Raw genomic sequence first — 20,412 nt, forward strand, 5'->3', positions numbered from 1 at the left:
GCTACCGCACCGAGCTGCTGCTGCCCAGGCCACGGCAGCGTACACGGAACGCATGGAAGCACAGTGCGGACAACCATCTGGCCGGTCAGCCGGCGACGAGTTTCATCCACTATGACTGAAGACATCCTCGTCAACATCACACCGCAGGAAACACGCGTGGCCATCGTGCAGCAGGCCGCCGTGCAGGAACTCCACGTCGAGCGCACGCTGTCACGCGGACTCGTCGGCAACATCTACCTCGGCAAGGTCGTGCGCGTGCTGCCCGGCATGCAGTCCGCCTTCATCGATATCGGGCTGGAGCGCGCCGCCTTCCTCCACGTCGCCGACATCTGGCACCCGCGCGACCCGGACAAGAGCGCCAATACCGCACCGCTTGCCATCGAGAAAACCCTCTATGAAGGCCAGGCCCTGATGGTCCAGGTCATCAAGGACCCGATCGGCACCAAGGGCGCGCGCCTGTCCACCCAGGTCAGCATCGCCGGGCGCACCCTGGTCTACCTGCCGCAGGACCCGCATATCGGCATCTCCCAGCGCATCGAGGGCGAGGTTGACCGCGAAGCCCTGCGTGCCCGCGTGCAGGGGCTGGTGCCGGCGGATGAGCGCGGCGGCTTCATCGTGCGCACCATCGCCGAGGAGTCCAGCAATGAAGAGCTCGGCAATGACATTGCCTACCTGCGCAAGATCTGGGCTTCGATCCGCCAGAACGCCACCACGCTGCCCGCGCCAAGCCTGCTCTACCAGGACCTCAACCTGGCCCAGCGCGTGCTGCGCGACTTCGTCAACGACGCCACCAACGTGATCCAGGTGGATTCGCGCGAGAACTTCCAGAAGCTGGTCGAGTTCGCGCAGGAGTACACCCCCGCGGTGCTGCCACGCCTGTCGCATTACACCGGCGAGCGCCCCGTCTTCGACCTCTTCAATATCGACGCCGAGATCGAGAAAGCGTTGTCGCGCCGGGTCGACCTGAAGTCCGGCGGCTACCTGATGATCGACCAGACGGAGGCCATGACCACCATCGACGTCAACACCGGCGGCTACGTCGGCGCGCGCAACTTCGACGACACGATCTTCAAGACCAACCTGGAGGCGGCGCACACCATCGCGCGCCAGCTGCGGCTGCGCAACCTGGGCGGCATCATCATCATCGACTTCATCGATATGGAGAACACCGAGCACCGCGACCAGGTGCTCTCGGAGCTCAAGCGTGCGCTGTCGCGCGACCGCACCCGCATCACCGTCAACAGCTTCTCGCAGCTCGGGCTGGTGGAGATGACCCGCAAGCGCACGCGCGAGTCTCTCGCGCACGTGCTGTGCGAACAGTGCCCCGTGTGCACGGGCAAGGGCCAGGTCAAGACGCCACGCACGGTCTGTTACGACATCCTGCGCGAGATCATGCGCGAGTCGCGCCAGTTCAACCCGCGCGAGTTCCGCATCCTCGGCTCGCAGCACGTGATCGATTTGTTCCTGGAAGAGGAGAGCCAGCATCTGGCCATGCTTGGCGACTTCATCGGCAAGCCGATCTCGCTGCAGGTGGAATCGACGTTCCACCAGGAGCAGTACGACATCATCCTGATGTAAGTCACAAACGGCATCAGGCGCCCCCCGCGGCCGCCTGATGCCGCGCGGCACCCTCATTCAGGAACCCCCGGATCAAGCGCACCAGGTTGTCCTCCAGCTCGGGATCGGCCAGCAGGGCTTCATTGGTTGCCAGCGCGCTGCGCATCACGCCCATCACCGCCTGCGTCATGACGAAGGCGGCCACCGGCCGCATGACCAGCGCGCGGTTCTCGAAGTCGACGACGTGGCCTGAACCTAGCCAATGCGCGACCTGCGCCGCTGAGCCTTCCAGCGCCTGTGTGGTGCCTGAGGCCAGTGCCACCTCCAGCAAGATCTTGCGCACGCGGTGACGGCCGCCAAATGCACTGAGCAATGCACGCACCAGTAGCCTTGCGCGCATGTTGGGGTCGGGCGTGCCGGGCGTGCTGAGCAACAGCCCCAGGCGCCCCATCACGCTCTCGATCTCCCTGCGGCCCAGCGCCTCCATCACTTCCTGCTTGTTCGAGAAATACTGGTAGAGCGTGCCGATGCTGATGCCGGCCACCTCGGCGATCCGGTTGGTGCTCAAACCCTCCAGCCCCTCCTGGTCCAGGAGACGGATGGTCGACTCAAATATGAGTTCCAGCTTCTCCAGGGACCGCGCTTGCGTCGGCCGGCGCCGCTTCGGGCCATTGTCTTCAAGGGTTTGCAAGGTCATGGCGGGGACTCCGGAACGCGAGTAAGCAAACCTGATATTAGCTCATATAATCGTCCGCATCCTACCCCTTCATGCTCCGGGAGCGGTCATGACCCGTCTGGAAATCCTTCAGCTCTATGCCTTGCCGGTGGTGGTCGGCGCGTCCCTGGTGGAAGCGCTGGTGCTGCACTGGCGCAAACCCGGCACGTTCGACTGGCACGAGGCTTGGCTGTCCCTGGTGGACCTTGCCGGGCGCAAGATCCTGGCCTTCCTGCCGTTGTCGCTGGCGGCGCCCGTGTTTGCGCTGGCCTGGGAGCATCGCCTGCAAACCATCATGCTCGACAGCTGGCTGCTTGGCGTGGCCTTGTTCATCGGCCAGGAGTTCTGCTACTACTGGTACCACCGCGCGGCGCACCGTGTGCGCTTCTTCTGGGCCACGCACGCCGTCCATCATTCGCCCAACCAGCTCACCTTGTCGACGGCTTACCGCCTTGGCTGGACCGGCAAGCTCACCGGCACCGCATTGTTCTTCACGCCCCTGGTCTGGCTGGGCTTTCCGCCCGAGGTGGTAATGGCCACGCTGTCGCTGAACCTGCTCTATCAGTTCTGGATTCACGCGACCTGGATCCCGCGGCTCGGCTGGCTGGAACATGTCCTGAATACACCGTCCGCGCACCGGGTCCATCATGCCGCCAACGTGGAGTACCTGGATGCCAATTTTGGCGGCGTGCTGATTGTCTTCGACAGGTGGTTCGGCACCTACGTGGCCGAGCGCGACGACGTGCCGTGCCGCTATGGGCTGGTTACCCCGATGCGCTCGCGCAATCCGCTGCGCGTCGAGTTCCAGCAGTGGCTGGACCTTGGACGGGACCTGGCGCAAGCGCGCAGCCTGAGTGCGATGCTCTGCTACCTCTTCCTGCCGCCGGGCTGGCGCCCCGACGGACAGGGCCATACCACCGAAGCACTGCGCCGCCAGCGCGCGCTCGCCGGCCCCCTGACAGCGGAAGGCAGCGGCGCTGCGCCGAAGTAGCGCAGCGGTGCGCGGCCGCGCGCTTTCCCTTCGCCTTCCTTGCCCCATCCTCTATAAATATGGGTATTGGTGCTCGCATCGATTGCTGCGCGTGCACCGGGCGCAAGGAGCAGCCATGAAGAACACGCGCTTGCCGCTGTGGCTATTTGCCGCGGCGTTGACAGCATGCACCGTGACATTGCCGCCTCCGTCCCCGCCGGCTGCGCGCGCACCGCAAGCGCCGGCCGGCCCAGCCGCCCAGGCGCGCGAACGCGCTACGCCCATTCCCCCGCACGACATCGATATCGCAGCCGATTGCCAGCGCACGGAGGAAGACGGCTTTCGCGAGGATGCGCATATGCGGGTGGCCAGCAACGATGTGCGCAGCCTGAGCTGGAAGCTGTGGGTAGGCCGGCATGGCTCCTGCCATTTCGATCTCACCGAGTTCCGCCAGGTGCGCAAGACCCCGCATATCGAACTGCGGGCGATCGATGGCAGCGGCTGCACGCTGATGGTCTGGCAAGACCCGCGGCGCGTCACGCTGGCGCATGCGCATTGCGAGCAGCATTGCACCCCTGGCATCTATGAGCAGGCCTGGCCGGTACTGTTCGACCCGCGCAGCGGCGCCTGCGCACAGATCCGGTAGCATGACTGTCCCGGTGGCGCATGGCGCGGCTCTAGCGCTCGCACAAGCGCGCCGCCGCGCGCGTCAGCGGCTTGGCCAGCACGGTGGTGGCCAACGCCATCAGCAGCAGGCCGGAGAAGGCCGTCATGCCGATCAGCCCGGCCTCGAACAGGATGCCCAGCACCACCACCTCCATCAGGCCCTTGGTCTGCGCCAGCGCGCCCAGCATCCAGGCTTCGCGGCGCGGCAAGCCGGCCAGGCGCGCCGGCAATGCGGTCCCCGCCACCTTGCTGGCCACCGCGACCACGGTGCACAGGCCAAACACCAGCAGGGTTTCGTGACCACCGATGGCGATGTCCGTACGCAGCCCGGTCATCAGGAAAAAGAACGGCATCAAGACCACCACGGTGGCTGGCTCGAGTTGCCGCCGGAGCTCGCCGACCGCATCCCGTGGCAGCACGACGCCCGCGAGGAAGCCACCGAGGATATAGTGCAGGCCGATCGATTCGGAGATCAGCGCCGAGCCGAAGATCAGCACCGCGACCAGCGCCAGGCGCGCATCAACGGCGGCCATCCGCGGCAGCATGCGCGCCAGCAGCGGGCGCACCAGCCACAGCATCGCGCCGACGTAGGCGAGGCCCAGACAAGCGAGCCGCAGGAAGTCATAGGTTGAGGAGCGACCCGCGCTGGCGAGGATGGCCGACAGCGCCAGCCAAATGGCCGCATCGCTAAAGGCAGCGCAGCCGACCGCCAGCTGGCCGGGCACGGAGTCGGACAGCTTCATTTCACGCAGGATCGCCCCCAGCACCGGCAGCGCCGTCACGGCCATCGAGACGCCCACGGCAAAGGCGAATTGCCAGGCGGATGCCGCGTGCCCCACTGCATCGGGCACAGCGTAGGCCAGCCAGGCACCGGCTGCGGTGCCGAGCGCAAACGGCACCAGCACGCTACCCAGCGCAGCCGCCGTCGCGATGCGCCGCATCCCCCGCTGTTGCGCGTGTTGCGCGCCACCGATATGCAAGCCAGAGAGAAAGGCAAACAGCACCACCGCCAGCCATTGCAGCCCGGTGAGCGCGGATAGCTGCGCCGGCCCGAACAGGACCTGCCAGCCTTGCGGCCACAACGCGCCAAGCAAGGACGGCCCAAGCAGGATGCCGCCCACGATCTGCATGGCCACCAGCGGCACGACGCTGCCGATGCGCAGCCCGCGCCACAGGATGAACGGCGTGCCGACCACCAGGCAGGCCTGGGCGAAGAAAAGCGAGATGGGATTCAAGACGGCGGGCCGGGCAGAGTGAAGTGGAACAAGGAGGCGGATGCGGCAGGCGCGCGCCGCGCGCGAATCCTGGCGCGTTACTTGACCTTCGGCACGCGACCCATCAGGTAGAACTCTTCGTTCGGCAGCATGTTGATGGTGTTGGCCATGCGGTTGGACAGGCCGAAGAAGGCCGTGATGGCGGCGATGTCCCAGGCGTCCTCATGGCTGAACCCATGCTTGGCCAGCGCCGCGAAATCCGCGTCGCCAACCTCGGACGAGGCCTCGCAGACCTTGATGGCAAAGTCGAGCATGGCGCGCTGGCGCGGCGTGATGTCGGCCTTGCGGTAGTTGACGGCAACCTGGTCGGCCAGCGTCGGCTTTTTCTCGTAGATGCGCAGGATGGCGCCATGCGCCACCACACAGTAAAGGCATTGATTGACGCCCGATGTAGCCACCACGATCATCTCGCGCTCGCCCTTGGAGAGGCCGGATGCGGGCCCGGATGTCCTCGGGCAGGTCCGCGATGGCGGGAACCGGGTAGCGGCTCAGCGGCGACGGCGATGCGGTCATGGTGGTCTCCTTCGGGGGTGTGCCCCTCGTTGCACTGCTCATGAAGCGCCCGCGCCGGCTGCCGCGGGCGGCAGGAATCGCGGCTTACTGGGTGGCGAACTGGATCTTGTGCAGCCCGGCGTAGAGGCCCTCTGCCGAGAGCAGCTCGGCGTGCGTGCCATGCTCCGCCACGCGCCCGTGGTCGAGCACCACGATGCGATCGGCGTTCTCGATGGTGGACAGGCGGTGCGCGATCACCAGCGTGGTCCGGCCGACCATCAGCGCCTCCAACGCCGCCTGGACCTGCCGCTCGGATTCCGAATCGAGCGCCGAGGTGGCTTCGTCAAGGATCAGGATCGGCGCGTCCTTGTAGAGCGCGCGCGCGATCGCCATGCGCTGGCGCTGGCCGCCGGACAGTTTCATGCCGTTGTCACCGATATTGGTCTCAAGCCCTTGCGGCAGGCCCTTGATCACATCGGTCAGGTAAGCGGCCGCCAGCGCGCGCTCGACGCGCGCCATATCGATCTGCGTCGCCGGATGGACGCCATAGGCCACGTTGGCGGCAACCGTGTCGTTGAATAGCACCACGTCCTGGCTGACGAAGGCGATCTGGCGGCGCAGGTCCTGCAGCGAGAACGCATCGATGGGCTTGCCGTCCAGCAGGATGCGGCCCTCGGTCGGGTCGAAGAAGCGCGGCACCAGATTGACCAGCGTGGTCTTGCCGCTGCCCGACGGCCCCACCAGCGCCACGACTTCACCGGCGCTGACGTTGAAGTTGATGTTGTCCAATGCCGGGCGGGCGGCCTCGCCGTAGCGGAAACCCACCTTTTCGAACACCAGTTCGCCACGCGCGCGCTCGAGCGGCAGTCCGCCGTCCTGCGGCTCGACCGGCTCGTCGATCAGGCCAAAGATCATCTCGGCCGCGGTCAGGCCGCGCTGCAGCGGCTGGTTCAGGTCGGTCAGGTGCTTGAGCGGCGAGACCAGCAGCAGCATCGCCATCACGAAGCCGGTGAAGCTGCCCACCGTGGTGTGGTTGGTCTGCGACTGGATCATCGCGATGGTGAGGATCACCGACAACGCCAGCGCCGCCAGGAATGCCGTGACGGGCTGGTTCAGCCCGCCGGCCACTGCCATGCGCATGGAATAGCCCCGCAGGCGCTCGGCCATGGCCGCGAAGCGCGACGTCTCATACGCCTCGCCGCCATGCAGCTTGACCACCTTGTAGCCACCGGCGGCTTCCTCGACCACGTAGGCCGCCGTATTGGTCAGCGCCTGATGATCGCGATTGAGGCGGCGCAGGCGGCGATTGACCTTGGCCATGACGAAGCCGATCACCGGCAGGATCACCGCCACCACCAGCGTCAGGCTCCAGTTGGTATAGAACAGGTAGACCAGCAGCGCCAGCACGGTGAGCGAATCGCGCACCAGGGTGATCAGCACACCGGTCAGGATCTGCATGACCTGGTTGACTTCGAAGATCACCGCGTTGATCAACGACGCCGCGGTATTGCGATGGTAGAACAGCGCGGGCGCATGCAGCATGCGCTCGAACATCTGCATGCGCATCTTCAGCAGCACCCGGTTGGAGATCAAGGCGAGCAGGTAGCCGGAAGCGAACTGCGCCACCCCGCGTACCAGTGCCACGCCGATCAGCAAGGCCGGCACGTGCCAGAGCTTGCCCGCATAGGCGCCGCCGAAACCGTTGTCGAGCAGGTCATTGACGACCTTCGGCATGATCCCTTCGGCGCCCGCCACAGCCGCCATCGCGATGATGGCGACGATGAAGACGCGCATTTCCGGGCGCAGGTAGGACCAGACTCGCTTCAGGGTGTCGGCTTCCAGTGCCGGGGGCGCGTTTTGTTCTTGGACTTTCACGTTTTCTCCACCCCGTCGGCGCGGGGATACTTTGCTTGTACTGCGGCCAGCCCGAGCAACAGCCCGATAATGCCGGCATAAAAAACGATATTGGCCTGGTGCGCCATCGTCACCTGGGTCAGGCCGCTGATCAGGCTGGCCATGACGACGGCCAGGCCGGAGGCCGCGAGGCATTCGCCCCGCTCATCGCCTTGGCGGCGGCTATGGCGCAAGAGTCCAAAGAACAGCCAGGCCGGCACCAGGAAAATGGACATGACTGCCAACAGGCCAGGCAAGCCCATGGTGGAAAGCGCCTCCATCACGTCGTTGTGGGCATGCTCCAGGCAATACTGGTGGCTGTGATCTGCCTGGCAGGCAGGCAGCGCCTCTGTGAGATCACCGAAGCGGCTCAATCCTATCCCCGTCCAGGGATGCGCTTCGAACGCCTTCGCCGCCAGTTGCCACATGAACAAGCGCGCTCCGGTGGAGGAGTCGGCGTTGCCAGCCTCAAACCCCGCGATCTCCTGTCCGACCGCATCCACACGCGTGGCGACAGGGCTTCCCGGCAACGCATAGAGCGCAGCGGCAAGCGCCACCATCAACGCCACCATGCCGAGAAATGCCGGCAGCCTGATCTGGCGATAGCGCACGGCCAGCATCGGTACTGTGGTCACAGCCAATGCCAGCCAAGCGCCACGCGAACCATTGAGGATCAGCACCGCACTTGCCACCAGCAGGCTCCCCCAGGCCAGCGCGTGGTCGCGCCGAAGCCGGCCGGGCCGGGCGAAACCGATCAGGCCAAACGCGGCAACCATGCTCGCGAAGGCAATCGGCTGAGTCCAGGCCGCGGGCCGTGGGATGTGCAGCACCAGCAACTGATACACCACGATCAGCAAGCAGGACACCAATGCCACCGGGATGCCATACCAGAGCATGCGGCTGTCCGGGCGAAAGCGCAGCACCGCCAGGCAGGTCAGGAAGGCGAGCAGCACGCGCGTCGGGTTATCGACCGCGCTCCAGCGCAAGCCGAAGATCACCTTGGACGCCAGGCACACCACGAGTACCGCTAGAATGGCTAGCCCCAGGGGAACCAGCAGGCTGCGGTAGCGCGCCATGGCTTTGCCCATGCCCCGCCAGCCCAGCAGCACGGCCAGCACCACCGCGGCGATGAAAACGCCCGCGCCGCGTGGCACGCTTAGCAGCAGTATGGGGAAAGCAAAGACCAGCCCGTTGGCCAGCCATGCCTGTTTGGTCGCACGAATCACCATAAGCAAGTTCTATGAAAATCTCAGTCGTACTGATTACAAAAAACGAGGCACACAACATCCGGGAGTGCCTGGAAAGCGTGTCCTGGTGCGACCGCGCGATTATAGTGGATTCAGGTAGCCGGGACGGCACGGTCGAACTGGCCCGCAGCCTGGGCGCGGAGGTCTTCGAAACCGAGCACTGGCCCGGCTTCGGCGCCCAGAAAAACCTGGCGGTATCCAAGGCCGACGGCGACTGGATCTTCTCGATCGACGCGGACGAACGGGTCACCCCCGAGCTGCGCGACGAGATTCTCGCCGCGGTCGCTTCGGGCCAGTCCGACGCGTACGAGGTACCTCGCCTGTCGCGCTTTTGCGGCCGCTTCATCCGTCACGGCGGCTGGTATCCCGACTACGTCACACGGCTGTTCCGCCGTGGCCGCGCCCGCTTCACCGACGATCTCGTGCACGAGCGCGTGGTGGCCGATGCGCCGGTCGGCAGGCTCAATTCGCCGCTGCTGCATTACACCTACGACGATTTCTCGCAGGTGCTGCAAAAGGTCGACAAATACTCCAGCCTGGGCGCCCAGCAGGGCTTCGCGCGCGGCAAGACGGCGTCGCCCGCCAGTGCCGTGCTGCATGGCGCCTGGGCGTTTCTGCGGACCTACCTGCTGCGCCGCGGTTTCCTGGACGGCGCGCAGGGGCTCGGCGTGGCGCTGATGAATGGCCAGGCCAGCTACTACAAATACATCAAGCTGTGGTACCTGCAGCAGAAGACCGAGCGGCAGGCGCCGCCACGGTAAGGGCTGCCGCCCCTGCCTGAGGCGCTCCCAACAGCGTATCGACACAAGCGCTGAAGGCCGCCGAGGTAGGACCAAAGCCCATCTGTTCGATGTGGACCGCCGCATAGGCCAGCAGCCGGGCACGCAGCGGCGCGTCCTCGAGCCCGAGGCGAATCGCCTCCGCCAGTGCTGGCGCATCGCCAACCGGCGTCAGCAGGCCGGCCTTGCCCTCGCCCAGGATCTCGCGCGGGCCCACCGGGCAATCGGTGCTCACCACCAGCTGGCCCAGCGCCATGCCCTCGAGCAGCACATTGGGCAGCCCCTCCATCTTGGAGCTGAACGCCATCAACCGCGCATGGTGGATCCAGGCATAGGGATTGGCCTGGAAACCGGCAAAGCTGACGCGCTCGCTGATGCCGAGCTCGCGCGTGAGCGCTTCGAGCCGGCCGCGCGACGCGCCGTCGCCCACCAGCACCAGCCGCTCGCACAAGCCCGTGCCCCTGACCAGCGCCGCGTAGGCCCGCAGCAGCGTGGTGAAATCCTTCTGGCTCTCCTCCAGCCGCCCCACCGATACGATGTAGGGATGGGCGGGCGGCGTGAAAGGCGCCTTGCCGAGCGCGCGGATGCGATCCAGGTCGGTGGCGTTGTACAGGCGGACGAATTTTCCAGCGGCTTCGGGAATCAGCGCCCGCGCGTCGGCCAGCATGCTGTCGTTGAGCACCACGATCCGGTCATAGTGCTCGCGGCACTGGCGCCGCAGCTTACGCAGCTTGCGGCGGTTCTCGTGCTCCAGATGGGCCACGCTGAAATGCTGGTAGCCAATCATCGGCACCGGCAGGCGGCCGGTCAGCCGCGACAGCGACATGTCGTAGTCGATGACCAGGTCATAGTCCCGCGCGATGCCGCGGAAGCGCCGGTTGACCAGCGGCTTGCGCAGCGGCGGCAACAGCACTTCTTCGTAGATCTTGCCCAGCGGGCCCAGCTTGCCGGCTTTTTTCAGTTGCCGGCAGCGCGAGAGCCAGGCCTCCGGCGCGAGGATATGGATCTTGACGTCCGGCGGCAGCATCGCGCGGAAATGCGTCTCCAGCGCCTCGGTCGGATAGGTCAGCGTCAGGCCGATCTCGAAGCGCTCTCGGTCCAGCGAGGCCAGCAGCGACACCAGCGAGGTCTCGATGCCGCCACGCAGGAAGTGGGTCAGGTGAAAGAGGATGCGTTGCTTGGCCATGCGGGGCTTGTGTAATCCATGGAAAGACGGGATGGACGGCAGCAATACCGGCCAGGGCGGCGCAATGCCGTTGCCGCCCTGCCGGCAAGCCCGGGTCAGCCGTACAGCATGCGGACATTCTCGCCTGACAGCGCCGCGCGGAAACTTGCCAGGGCGTCGTCGGAGGGCGTTACCAGCCATTGCCGGCCCAGCTCCGCCTCGCAGCGCGCGCCGGTGGTGGCGTAGCTCACGCGCACCGGCACGCCAGGCGTATTGGCCACGTTTGCCAGGTAGGGCGTGAGCAGCTCGCGCAGCAACTCGGTGGAGGCATTGCCGTTGAAGGCCAGTCCCACCGCTTCTGCGTACTTGGCACGCGCCGCCACCAGGTCCATCACAGATTCCGCGGTGAAACGCACGCCGCCGGTAAAGGTGTCATGGCGGGCATTGCCCTGCACGATCACCATCTCGTCCTCGCGGAACATATGGCGGTTGGCATCGAACAATTCGTTGAACACCGTCATCTCGACCTGACCGGTGCCGTCGTCGAGCAAGACGATCAGCATCTTGCCGCGCTGCGTCATCTGGGTGCGCATGCCAGTGATGACACCAGCGATGACCTTGCCGCGCACGTCGCGGCCGTAGCCGCCGCCATTGCCCTGCACTTCCTTTTCCAGGCCGGCCAGCGTGCCCTTGAGGAAGCGGCCGACTTCGTCGCGATAAGCATCGAACAAATGGCCGGAGAAGTAATAGCCCAGCGCCTGCTTCTCCTCCTGCAGCATCCGCTTGGGCGCCCAGGCCGGCTCATCGACGAGCTCGGGACGATGCGATTCGCCGGCGTCGGCCATCAGGTCGAACAACGACACCTGGTTGGCCGATTCGGCCTTCTGCTCGGCGGCTTCCATGGCGCGCGACACCGAGGCCAGCAACTGGCCGCGATTATCGTTCAGGCTGTCGAAGGCGCCAGCGCGGATCAGTGCCTCGATGGTGCGGCGGTTGACCTGGCGGCGATCCACGCGTTCACAGAAATCGAACAGGTCGGCAAAGGGCTTCTCCTCGCGAGCGCGCAGGATGTCCTCGATCGCGCCCTGCCCCGAGCCCTTGATGCCGCCAAGGCCGTAGCGGATGGTCTTGGCATCGGTCGGCGCGAAGCGGTATTCACTGGCGTTGACATCTGGCGGCAACACCTGGAGCTTGTTGAGCTTGCAATCGTCAAAGAGGATCTTGACCTTGTCGGTGTCGTCCATGGCGAGCGACATATTCGCTGCCATGAACGCGGCCGGATGGTGCGCCTTGAGCCAGGCCGTGTAGTAGGCCAGCAATGCGTAAGCGGCTGCGTGCGACTTGTTGAAGCCGTAGCCCGCGAACTTTTCCATCAGGTCGAAGGTGTCGTCGGCCTTCTCGGCGGTCAGGCCGTTCTTGGCAGCCCCCTCGCGAAACAGCTCGCGGTGCTGGGCCATTTCCTCGGCCTTCTTCTTGCCCATGGCGCGGCGCAGCAAGTCGGCGCCGCCCAGCGAGTACCCGCCGATGATCTGCGCCATCTGCATCACCTGCTCCTGGTAGACCATGATGCCGTAGGTCTCCTTGAGCACCGGCTCGACGCGCGGGTCCGGGTACTCCACCTTCTCGCGGCCGTGCTTACGGGCGCAGAAGCTGGGGATCAGGTCCATCGGGCCCGGGCGGTAGAGTGCCACCAGCGCGATGATGTCCTCGAAGCGGTCAGGCTTGGCGTCCTTCAGCATGCCCTGCATGCCGCGGCTTTCCAGCTGGAACACAGCGACCGTATTGGCCGTCTTGAGGATGTCGAATGCCTTGCTGTCGTCGAGCGGGATGTGGCTGCAGTTCCAGTCCGCCATGGACGGATCGAGCCTGCGGATATAGCGCTCGGCCCAGTCCAGGATGGTCAGCGTGGTCAGGCCCAAGAAGTCGAACTTCACCAGGCCGGCGGCTTCCACGTCGTCCTTGTCGTACTGGCTGACCACACCGCTCATGCCGTCGTTCTGCGCGCCCTGGGTGTAGAGCGGGCAGAAGTCCGTCAGCTTGCCCGGGGCGATCAGCACGCCGCCGGCGTGCATGCCGACGTTACGCGTCATGCCTTCCACGCGCTGGGCCAGCTCCAGCAGCTGGCGCACTTCTTCTTCGTTCTTCTCGCGCTCGGTCAAGAGCGGCTCTTCCTTCTTGGCTTCCTCGATGGTGACGAGCTTGCCCGGCTTGAAGGGGATCAGCTTGGCGATGCCATCGACAAAGCCATAGCCCAGGTCCAGCACGCGGCCCACGTCGCGCACCGCGGCCTTGGCGGCCATGGTGCCGAAGGTGGCGATCTGGGATACCGCGGCGTGGCCATACTTCTCCTTCACGTACGTGATAACGCGATCACGTCCCTGCTGGCAGAAGTCGATGTCGAAGTCGGGCATCGAAACCCGTTCCGGGTTCAGGAACCGTTCGAACAGCAGCGCGTACTTGAGCGGGTCCAGATCGGTAATGCCGAGCGCATAGGCCACCAGCGAACCGGCACCGGAGCCCCGTCCCGGGCCGACCGGCACGCCGTTGTTCTTGGCCCAGTTGATAAAGTCCGCCACGATCAGGAAGTAGCCGGGGAAGCCCATCTTGATGATGGTGCCGGTCTCGAACTCCAGCCGCGCGTAGTACTCGGGGCGCCTGGCCTCGCGCACGGCTTCGTCGGGGAACAGCACCGGCATGCGCTTTTCCAGGCCTTCCTTGGCCAGGTGCACGAGGTAGTCGTCGAGCGACATGCCGTCGGGCGTCGGAAACAGCGGCAGGCGCGGCTTGCCCAGCTCCAGCGTGAGGTTGCAGCGGCGTGCGATCTGCACCGCGTTTTCCAGCGCGGACGGGATGTCGGCGAACAACGCGCACATCTCGTCCTGGGTCTTGAAGTACTGGTCGGTGGTGAAGCGCCGCACGCGGCGGGGGTTGGCCAGCAGCTCGCCTTCGGCGATGCAGGTACGGGCCTCGTGCGCGGTGAAATCGTCGGGCGTCATGAACTGCACCGGGTGGGTTGCCACCACCGGCAGGCGCAGCCTGGCCGCCAGCTGCACCGCCTGCTGCACATAAGCATCGGTGCCGGGCAGGCCTGCGCGCTGCAGCTCGATGTAGAAGCGCTGCGGGAACACCTTTGCCCAATGCGCGGCAGCCTGCGCCGCGGCCGCATCGTTACCATTGGCCAGCGCCATGCCGATGTCGCCGCCCATGGCGCCAGACAGCACAATCAGGCCGGTGGCCAGCGGCTGGCCCTCTTCACCGGCTTCGTCGAACCAGGCCGGGTCGATCTCGGCGCGGCCGCGGTACTGGTTGGAAAGCCACGCGCGCGACAGCAACACGCAGAGATTGAGGTAGCCAATCCGGTCCTGGACCAGCAGCAGCAAGCGCGTCGGCTTGTCGCGATCGTCGGCGTTGGTCAACCAGACGTCGGCGCCGACCACGGGCTTGACGCCGCCGCCACGTGCTTCCTTGTAGAAGCGGATCAGGCCGAAGGCATTGGCCAGGTCGGTCAGGGCGAGCGCGCCCATGCCATCGGTGGCCGCAGCCTTGACGGCATCGTCCAGGCGTACGATGCCGTCGACGACGGAGTATTCGGAATGGAGACGGAGATGAACGAAGCGAGGTGCAGACATGGCCGTAATTGTACCGGCTCGGCATGTCCGCGCCTGCCTTCTTTGCGCCCCTGGCCCGCTGGCAAGACTGAGCCGGGCGCTCGGAAAAGATCAGCGCGAGGCCCGCAAGGCGCTATAATTTCGCCTTTCCAATCAGGCAGTTACCGCGCGACCACAAGGCGCGGGCCCGTCGCGCGCCACCTATGCAGATCGTAAATATCTCCGCTTACAAATTCGTCTCGCTCGACGATATCCCGGTCTTGCGTCCGGAAATGCGCGCCCGCTGTGAAGCGCATGGGCTCAAGGGCACGATCCTGCTCGCGCCGGAAGGCATCAACCTGTTCCTGGCCGGCGTGCGCGAGGCCATCGACGGCTTCCTCGGCTGGCTGCACGCCGACCCGCGCTTTGCCGATATCGAGCCCAAGGAGAGCCTGTCGGAAAACCAGCCCTTCAAGCGCATGCTGGTGCGCGAGAAGAAGGAAATCATCACCATGAAGATGCCGCTGATCCGCCCCGAGGCGGGTCGCGCGCCGGCGGTGACGCCGGTCGAGCTCAAGCGCTGGCTGGACCAGGGCCACGACGATGCCGGCCGCCCGGTGGTGATGCTGGATACACGCAATGCCTTTGAGGTCGCCGTCGGCACGTTCGAGCAGGCGGTCGACTACGACATCGCCAAGTTCAGCGATTTCCCGCCAGCCATTGCCGCGCACAAGGCGGAGTTCGAGGGCAAGACCATCGTGTCGTTCTGCACCGGCGGCATTCGCTGCGAGAAAGCCGCCATCCACATGCAGGAAGCCGGCATCGAGCACGTCTACCAGCTCGAGGGCGGCATCCTGAAGTATTTCGAGGAAGTCGGCGGCAGCCACTATCAGGGCGACTGCTTCGTCTTCGACTACCGCACCGCGCTGAACCCTAGCCTGGAACCGGCCGGCCCCAGGCAATGCTTTGCCTGCCGCGCCGTGGTCACCGCCGAGGAACAGCAAAGCCCGCACTACGTGGTGGGCAAGAGTTGCCCGCGCTGCATCGGGGAAGATGCGGCGGCCGCAGCCTGAGCGCGGGGGCCGCCCTCAGGCTGCCAGCAAGTGATAAAGGTTGCGCAGCATGCCGGCAGTGGCCCCCCAGATAAACCGGTGGCCGCCATCCTCGCGCGGGAAGGGCATGGCGTAGAACAGCCGCTCGCCGTCCACCCAGCGGAACAGGCGCTGCTGGTGATGCGACGGGTCCATCAGGAAACCCAGCGGCACTTCGAAGACATCGGCGACCTCGCGCGCATCCGGGCGCAGCGTGAAACCATTGCGGACCAGGCCCACCACCGGGCTCACATGGAAGCCGGTGCCCGTGATGTAGTCGGGCAAGCTACCCAGCACTTCCACGTAATCGCGCGCCAGCCCCACCTCTTCTTCGGTCTCACGCAGCGCCGTGGCAGTCCGGTCGATATCGAACGCCTCGTGCCTCCCACCCGGGAAACTGATCTGCCCCGCGTGCGCGCTCAGGTTGGCGTTGCGCTCGGTCAGCAGCACGGTCAGCCCATCCTCGCGCTCCACCAACGGTACCAGCACGGCGGCATCGCGCAGCTTCAGGCTGCGGTCGTAGGCGCGCGACTCATCGGTCAGCTCGGGATCCCAGGCAGGTGGCGACTGGAGCCGGTGACGGATAAATTCCGGCTGCAGGCGCACATCCGCCAGCGGCGGGTGCCTGGAATCGGTTGCGACGATGGGGAGGGATTCGGGATCAAAGGCAGGACGCATAATCGGTACGAGTATGCCAGAAGCCGGCCAAACCGTTTTTGCTGCGACGCGGCAAACGCGGTGCGCCAAAATGCAAAAAGGGCACCCGAAGGTGCCCTTTTTGCGCAGTCTCGACCGGCAAGCCAATCGAGACAACTGGCGGCTTACTGAGCAGCAGCAGCCTTGGCAGCAGCCTTGGCCGGTGCCGACTTGTATGCCAGCTTTTCCTTGATCCGCGCGGACTTGCCCGAACGCTGACGCAGGTAGTACAGCTTGGCGCGGCGGACGTCACCACGGCGCTTCACTTCGATCGCTGCGATCAGCGGCGAGTACAGCTGGAACGTACGTTCCACGCCTTCACCCGACGAAATCTTGCGCACGATGAAGGACGAATTCAGGCCACGATTGCGCTTGGCAATCACGACGCCTTCATAAGCCTGGACACGCTTGCGGCTACCTTCCACCACGTTCACGCTGACGATCACGGTGTCGCCGGGCGCAAATGCGGGGATGGTCTTGTTCGCGGTCAGACGCGCGATTTCGTCTTTCTCGATCAGCTCGATGATGTTCATCGTTTCTTCTCCTTGTCCATCATGCCGACGTTGTATGCCCCAGGCATGGCCTGGGCCCCGGCAGAGGATGGGGTTTCACTTGGCAGGAGCGAGCTCCCGCCCTTCTTTCGCCAGCCATGCCGACAGGAATTTCTCGTCGACCCGGCTCAGCAACCCTTGACTGCGCGCTGCCTCGATCAGATCGGGGCGCTTCTTCGCAGTATTTGCCAGCGCCTGCTGGCGCCGCCACTTCTCGATCTCGGCATGATGGCCCCCGAGCAGGATATCGGGTACCCGCACACCTTCGTATTCTTCCGGCCGCGTGTAATGCGGACAGTCCAGCAGCCCGTTGACGAAGCTGTCTTGAACCGCGGACTGGGCATCACCCAGCACACCCGGCAAATGCCTGACCACCGCGTCGATCACGGCCATGGCCGGCAACTCGCCGCCCGACAGCACGAAATCGCCGAGGCTGATTTCCTCATCCACCCGCCGCTCGATCAACCGCTGGTCGATGGCTTCATAGCGGCCACACAGCATCACCAGGCCTGGACGTTGCGCCAGAGACATCACCTTTTGGTGCGTCAGCGGAGCGCCTTGCGGCGACATCAGCACCACATGCGGCTTGACCGGCTCGCCCTGGCCTTCCGTGACGGCTTGCGCCGCCAGCTGTGCCGAACATGCCGCACCGATGGCATCTTCCAGCGGCTTGGCCAGCATTACCATGCCAGGGCCGCCGCCGTAAGGGCGATCGTCGATGGTACGGTAGTTGTCGCTGGTGAAATCGCGTGGATTCCAGGTGCGCAGCGTGTAGCGCTGCTGCTTTGCCGCCCGGCTGGTAATGCCCCAGTCGGTCAGCGCGCGGAACATCTCGGGAAACAGCGTGATTACGTCGAACTGCATCCGCCTCTCCCTGTACTTGCCCACCGGCTAGCACCGGCCAAGCGAGCGTTGAGCGTTGCCCGCCGCTCAGTAATCCATGCCCCAGTCCACCACCACGCGCCTGGCCGATATATCGACCGAGCGCAGGAATGCGTCGACAAAGGGAATCAGGCGCTCACCGGCCTTGCCATCGGGCAAGGCATGCGCCACCTGCAGGATCTGGTGCGCACCGTTGTCGATCAGGCCGGACACTTCGCCCAGCAGCTCGCCCTGCTCATTGAACACGGCACAGCCGATCAGATCGACCCAGTAAAATTCGTTTTCATCCGGCGCGGGGAAATCCTCGCGACGAATCCAGACACGGCGACCCTTGAGCGCTTCCGAATGGTCGCGCTCGGACACACCGCTCGCCTGGGCCACTACGGTACCGCTGTGCTCGCGGGACTGCACGATCTTCACGCACAAAGCCTCGGAGGCGACGGCGTCTGCCGCGCCAACCAGGCCGGTTGGCGGCGGTTTGAGCAGCCACCAGCGGCGCGCATGCAATAGCGCGCTCGCATCGTCGGCATGTGGCTGGACCTTGATCCAGCCACGTATCCCATAAGCCGCGCCGATGTAACCGACCTCGATCAGGTCGTCCGGCAGCTTATCGGTGTACGCCAGCGCAACCGGCAACCCGGCTGCGCCTCGCTTGAGACTGGGCTTTTCCTGCTCACCGGCCTCGCGCCGGGCCGAGGGCTCGAGCGGCACATTGAGTGGCCGCCGCGCCGGGGCGCCTTGCTTGCGTTCTGTCACGTGTCGTTTGCCACGCGTCGCGAAACGCGCGTCACAACAATCAGGCTACAGCCTTGGCGGCGTTTTGCTTGACCAGACGGGCAACCGTCGGCGACAGCTGGGCGCCAACGCCGGTCCAGTACGTCAGGCGGTCTTGCACCAGACGCAGGCCTTCTTCGCTTGCCGAAGCCAGGGGGTTGTAGAAACCAATACGCTCGATGAAACGGCCATCGCGACGATTACGCGAGTCAGCAGCGACGATATTGAAGAAGGGGCGCTTCTTGCTGCCACCGCGAGCCAGACGGATTACGACCATGGGTTTGATTCCTCAGAAAACTTGATGTTCGAACACGAAACGCAAGAGTATAGACCAAATTCCGAGGCCAAACAAACACTTAGAGCGATTGACTCGACACCCGGCCACAGGCATCGTGGTGAAAACCCCGACAGGAGTGCTCACCATGCGTTTTCACCTTCACATTCGCAGCCTCCGCACCCTGCTCGCAGGCACTTTCGCGACGTTCGTGGCAGTGGCTGGGTTGAGCACCGCGGCAACCGCTGCCGCCCTGCCGCTGGGGCAGATCCAGTTGCCGCCGGGCTTTCGCATCGATTTGCTCAGCGCGCAGGTGCCGGAAGCGCGTGGCATGACCCTGTCGCCGGGAGGCACGCTCTTCATCGGCACCAGCGGCGAAGGCAAGGTGTATGCAATCCGCAACCCGCTGGCGCCCGACCCGAAGGTCAGGACCGTCGCCACCGGCCTTCGACCTCGCGGATCGTCCGGCTCGATGATATCGATGCCCACCTGGACAACCCGCCGAAGCCCATCGTGGTAAGCGATCGCTTTCCCTCCGAAACGCATCATGGCTGGAAGTTTATCGCGTTTGGCCCGGATGGCTACCTGTATGTCCCGGTGGGTGCGCCGTGCAATATCTGTGCGCCCGACGAAAATCGCTATGCCAACATCATGAAGATGAAGCCCGACGGCTCGGATCTGCAGGTGGTGGCCAAGGGCGTGCGCAACTCCGTGGGCTTCGACTGGCACCCGGCCACTCACCAGCTCTGGTTCACCGACAACGGGCGCGACATGATGGGCGACGATGTGCCCGACGACGAGCTCAACCGCGTAACCCGGGCCGGCCAGCACTTCGGCTACCCTTACTGCCACGCCGGCAGCGTCGCCGACCCGGAATTCGGCAAGCAGCGCGCCTGCTCCGAGTTCGAGCCGCCGGTGGCTAAACTGGGCGCCCACGTCGCCGCGCTCGGCATGCGCTTCTACACCGGCACGCAATTCCCAGCCGAGTACCGCAACAGTATTTTCATTGCCGAGCACGGCAGCTGGAACCGCACCGAGCGGATCGGCTACCGCATCGTCCGGGTGGCGCTGAACGCGCGCGGCCAGGCAGTGCGCCAGGAGGTGTTCGCGCAGGGCTGGCTGCAGGCTGGCAAACCCTGGGGCCGGCCCGTCGACGTCCAGGTTGCCCCGGACGGTTCGCTGCTGGTCAGCGATGACATGGCTGGCGCGGTCTACCGCATCCGCTACGCGCCCTGAACCTTGCCGCACCGGGCCGGGATACGGCGCGGCTCCAGGGACAGTGGCGAAACAATCCGTTACACCGGTAACGGCTTTAGCATAGGCGCGCAGAAGACGCGTGCGTACCATGAATCCACATCACCACGCGACAGGATTCTGGGATTCCGCATGCTCCCCCGCACTCTCCTGCGCGACTCGGTGGCTGGCATCCTGTTGGCCGTTTCCTTGCTCGGCCTCAATGCTGTCAGCCATGCACAGGTCGCGTTTTGGCAACATAACCGGCCCGAAAGCCGGAATATGGGCAATGCGCGCAGCCAGCTTGGCCAGGGCGCATGGGAAATGGCGAGCGTACGTGCTGAACGGCAAGACCATGTGCGGGCCCAGATCGAACGAATGGAAGCGCGCGCGCGCGCCGATGACCGCTTGAATGGCCGCCCACAGCCGCCCCAGGAACGCGACGATGCGCGCGGCCGGCAGCCCGATCGCAATATGCAAGGCGACAACGGGCACGGTGAGCAGCGCAGCTCCGGCATGGGTCCCGGCTGGCAGGCGCGCGGACGAGACGGCGGCCGCTAGGCACG

17 protein-coding genes and 2 pseudogenes are annotated in these 20,412 nt (G+C 65.3%); 7 read left to right on the plus strand and 12 right to left on the minus strand.

What is annotated here, in order from left to right; all coding sequences use genetic code 11:
* The first annotated feature begins 111 nt into the window (after nucleotides 1–111).
* Complete coding sequence (rng, locus tag OR16_RS12750; RefSeq protein WP_006158374.1) at nucleotides 112–1,578, plus strand: ribonuclease G; 1,467 nt, start codon at nucleotides 112–114, stop codon at nucleotides 1,576–1,578.
* 13 nt (nucleotides 1,579–1,591) lie between these two features.
* Here rng and OR16_RS39660 read toward each other — a convergent pair whose 3' ends face one another.
* Complete coding sequence (locus OR16_RS39660) at nucleotides 1,592–2,254, minus strand: TetR/AcrR family transcriptional regulator (protein WP_006158375.1); 663 nt, start codon at nucleotides 2,252–2,254, stop codon at nucleotides 1,592–1,594.
* Nucleotides 2,255–2,342: 88 nt separating this feature from the next.
* On the opposite strand from OR16_RS39660, the gene OR16_RS12760 reads away from it, so the two are divergent.
* On the plus strand, nucleotides 2,343–3,263 hold the full coding sequence (locus tag OR16_RS12760; protein ID WP_006158376.1) for a sterol desaturase family protein: 921 nt from the start codon (nucleotides 2,343–2,345) through the stop codon (nucleotides 3,261–3,263).
* A 115-nt stretch (nucleotides 3,264–3,378) separates the two neighbouring features.
* The gene (locus OR16_RS12765) at nucleotides 3,379–3,888 is read left to right on the plus strand and encodes a hypothetical protein (RefSeq protein ID WP_006158377.1); all 510 of its coding nucleotides are present in this window, start codon (nucleotides 3,379–3,381) and stop codon (nucleotides 3,886–3,888) included.
* A 31-nt stretch (nucleotides 3,889–3,919) separates the two neighbouring features.
* Here the strand turns inward: OR16_RS12765 and OR16_RS12770 are convergent, their stop codons facing one another.
* The 4 genes and pseudogenes from OR16_RS12770 to OR16_RS12785 all read right to left on the minus strand — a co-directional run bounded on the left by OR16_RS12770 (nucleotide 3,920) and on the right by OR16_RS12785 (nucleotide 8,796).
* The gene (locus OR16_RS12770; RefSeq protein WP_006158378.1) at nucleotides 3,920–5,143 is read right to left on the minus strand and encodes a cation:proton antiporter; all 1,224 of its coding nucleotides are present in this window, start codon (nucleotides 5,141–5,143) and stop codon (nucleotides 3,920–3,922) included.
* Between the two features lie 77 nt (nucleotides 5,144–5,220).
* A pseudogene (locus OR16_RS12775) lies at nucleotides 5,221–5,695 on the minus strand (peroxidase-related enzyme).
* 84 nt (nucleotides 5,696–5,779) lie between these two features.
* The gene (gene msbA, locus OR16_RS12780; protein WP_006158380.1) at nucleotides 5,780–7,549 is read right to left on the minus strand and encodes a lipid A export permease/ATP-binding protein MsbA; all 1,770 of its coding nucleotides are present in this window, start codon (nucleotides 7,547–7,549) and stop codon (nucleotides 5,780–5,782) included.
* Nucleotides 7,546–8,796, minus strand: coding sequence for an O-antigen ligase family protein (locus tag OR16_RS12785; RefSeq protein ID WP_006158381.1), 1,251 nt, complete (start codon nucleotides 8,794–8,796; stop codon nucleotides 7,546–7,548). Before OR16_RS12785 ends, msbA begins: the two co-directional genes overlap by 4 nt.
* A gap of 11 nt (nucleotides 8,797–8,807) precedes the next feature.
* Between OR16_RS12785 and OR16_RS12790 the strand changes: the two genes are divergently transcribed.
* On the plus strand, nucleotides 8,808–9,575 hold the full coding sequence (locus OR16_RS12790) for a glycosyltransferase family 2 protein (RefSeq protein WP_043419560.1): 768 nt from the start codon (nucleotides 8,808–8,810) through the stop codon (nucleotides 9,573–9,575).
* Here OR16_RS12790 and OR16_RS12795 read toward each other — a convergent pair.
* Nucleotides 9,523–10,779, minus strand: a complete 1,257-nt coding sequence (locus OR16_RS12795; RefSeq protein ID WP_006158383.1) for a glycosyltransferase — start codon at nucleotides 10,777–10,779, stop codon at nucleotides 9,523–9,525. The genes OR16_RS12790 and OR16_RS12795 overlap by 53 nt on opposite strands.
* A 95-nt stretch (nucleotides 10,780–10,874) precedes the next feature.
* Entirely contained in the window at nucleotides 10,875–14,387 is a 3,513-nt protein-coding gene (gene dnaE, locus OR16_RS12800) for a DNA polymerase III subunit alpha (protein ID WP_006158384.1), read from the minus strand.
* Nucleotides 14,388–14,569: 182 nt separating this feature from the next.
* On the opposite strand from dnaE, the gene OR16_RS12805 reads away from it, so the two are divergent.
* On the plus strand, nucleotides 14,570–15,418 hold the full coding sequence (locus OR16_RS12805; protein ID WP_006158385.1) for a sulfurtransferase: 849 nt from the start codon (nucleotides 14,570–14,572) through the stop codon (nucleotides 15,416–15,418).
* Nucleotides 15,419–15,433: 15 nt separating this feature from the next.
* On the opposite strand, the gene OR16_RS12810 is transcribed toward OR16_RS12805, so the two are convergent.
* The 5 genes from OR16_RS12810 to rpsP all read right to left on the minus strand — a co-directional run bounded on the left by OR16_RS12810 (nucleotide 15,434) and on the right by rpsP (nucleotide 18,616).
* On the minus strand, nucleotides 15,434–16,114 hold the full coding sequence (locus OR16_RS12810; protein ID WP_006158386.1) for an NUDIX hydrolase: 681 nt from the start codon (nucleotides 16,112–16,114) through the stop codon (nucleotides 15,434–15,436).
* 143 nt (nucleotides 16,115–16,257) lie between these two features.
* On the minus strand, nucleotides 16,258–16,665 hold the full coding sequence (rplS, locus tag OR16_RS12815; RefSeq protein ID WP_006158387.1) for a 50S ribosomal protein L19: 408 nt from the start codon (nucleotides 16,663–16,665) through the stop codon (nucleotides 16,258–16,260).
* Between the two features lie 75 nt (nucleotides 16,666–16,740).
* Entirely contained in the window at nucleotides 16,741–17,547 is an 807-nt protein-coding gene (gene trmD, locus OR16_RS12820) for a tRNA (guanosine(37)-N1)-methyltransferase TrmD (RefSeq protein WP_006158388.1), read from the minus strand.
* A 66-nt stretch (nucleotides 17,548–17,613) separates the two neighbouring features.
* On the minus strand, nucleotides 17,614–18,201 hold the full coding sequence (gene rimM / locus OR16_RS12825; RefSeq protein WP_237717041.1) for a ribosome maturation factor RimM: 588 nt from the start codon (nucleotides 18,199–18,201) through the stop codon (nucleotides 17,614–17,616).
* Nucleotides 18,202–18,361: 160 nt separating this feature from the next.
* The gene (gene rpsP / locus OR16_RS12830) at nucleotides 18,362–18,616 is read right to left on the minus strand and encodes a 30S ribosomal protein S16 (RefSeq protein ID WP_006158390.1); all 255 of its coding nucleotides are present in this window, start codon (nucleotides 18,614–18,616) and stop codon (nucleotides 18,362–18,364) included.
* A 145-nt stretch (nucleotides 18,617–18,761) separates the two neighbouring features.
* Between rpsP and OR16_RS12835 the strand changes: the two are divergent.
* Both OR16_RS12835 and OR16_RS48215 read left to right on the plus strand, forming a co-directional pair.
* A pseudogene (locus OR16_RS12835) lies at nucleotides 18,762–19,849 on the plus strand (PQQ-dependent sugar dehydrogenase).
* Between the two features lie 150 nt (nucleotides 19,850–19,999).
* Nucleotides 20,000–20,407: a hypothetical protein gene (locus OR16_RS48215; protein ID WP_006158391.1), complete on the plus strand. Its 408-nt coding sequence runs from the start codon at nucleotides 20,000–20,002 to the stop codon at nucleotides 20,405–20,407.
* Nucleotides 20,408–20,412 lie beyond the last annotated feature (5 nt).

The organism is Cupriavidus basilensis OR16 (genome assembly GCF_000243095.1).
In the GTDB taxonomy this organism is placed as follows: Bacteria; Pseudomonadota; Gammaproteobacteria; order Burkholderiales; family Burkholderiaceae; genus Cupriavidus; species Cupriavidus basilensis_D.

What these genes read in the sequence shown, in the direction of transcription:
- OR16_RS12760 (WP_006158376.1), top strand. Translation starts at nt 2,343, where the DNA reads ATGACCCGTCTGGAAATCCTTCAGCTCTATGCCTTGCCGGTGGTGGTC.
- OR16_RS12785 (WP_006158381.1), bottom strand. Translation starts at nt 8,796, where the DNA reads ATGGTGATTCGTGCGACCAAACAGGCATGGCTGGCCAACGGGCTGGTC.
- rpsP (WP_006158390.1), bottom strand. Translation starts at nt 18,616, where the DNA reads ATGGTCGTAATCCGTCTGGCTCGCGGTGGCAGCAAGAAGCGCCCCTTC.
- OR16_RS12810 (WP_006158386.1), bottom strand. Translation starts at nt 16,114, where the DNA reads ATGCGTCCTGCCTTTGATCCCGAATCCCTCCCCATCGTCGCAACCGAT.
- OR16_RS12790 (WP_043419560.1), top strand. Translation starts at nt 8,808, where the DNA reads ATGAAAATCTCAGTCGTACTGATTACAAAAAACGAGGCACACAACATC.
- rplS (WP_006158387.1), bottom strand. Translation starts at nt 16,665, where the DNA reads ATGAACATCATCGAGCTGATCGAGAAAGACGAAATCGCGCGTCTGACC.
- rng (WP_006158374.1), top strand. Translation starts at nt 112, where the DNA reads ATGACTGAAGACATCCTCGTCAACATCACACCGCAGGAAACACGCGTG.
- OR16_RS39660 (WP_006158375.1), bottom strand. Translation starts at nt 2,254, where the DNA reads ATGACCTTGCAAACCCTTGAAGACAATGGCCCGAAGCGGCGCCGGCCG.
- OR16_RS48215 (WP_006158391.1), top strand. Translation starts at nt 20,000, where the DNA reads ATGCTCCCCCGCACTCTCCTGCGCGACTCGGTGGCTGGCATCCTGTTG.
- OR16_RS12765 (WP_006158377.1), top strand. Translation starts at nt 3,379, where the DNA reads ATGAAGAACACGCGCTTGCCGCTGTGGCTATTTGCCGCGGCGTTGACA.
- dnaE (WP_006158384.1), bottom strand. Translation starts at nt 14,387, where the DNA reads ATGTCTGCACCTCGCTTCGTTCATCTCCGTCTCCATTCCGAATACTCC.
- OR16_RS12805 (WP_006158385.1), top strand. Translation starts at nt 14,570, where the DNA reads ATGCAGATCGTAAATATCTCCGCTTACAAATTCGTCTCGCTCGACGAT.
- trmD (WP_006158388.1), bottom strand. Translation starts at nt 17,547, where the DNA reads ATGCAGTTCGACGTAATCACGCTGTTTCCCGAGATGTTCCGCGCGCTG.
- OR16_RS12795 (WP_006158383.1), bottom strand. Translation starts at nt 10,779, where the DNA reads ATGGCCAAGCAACGCATCCTCTTTCACCTGACCCACTTCCTGCGTGGC.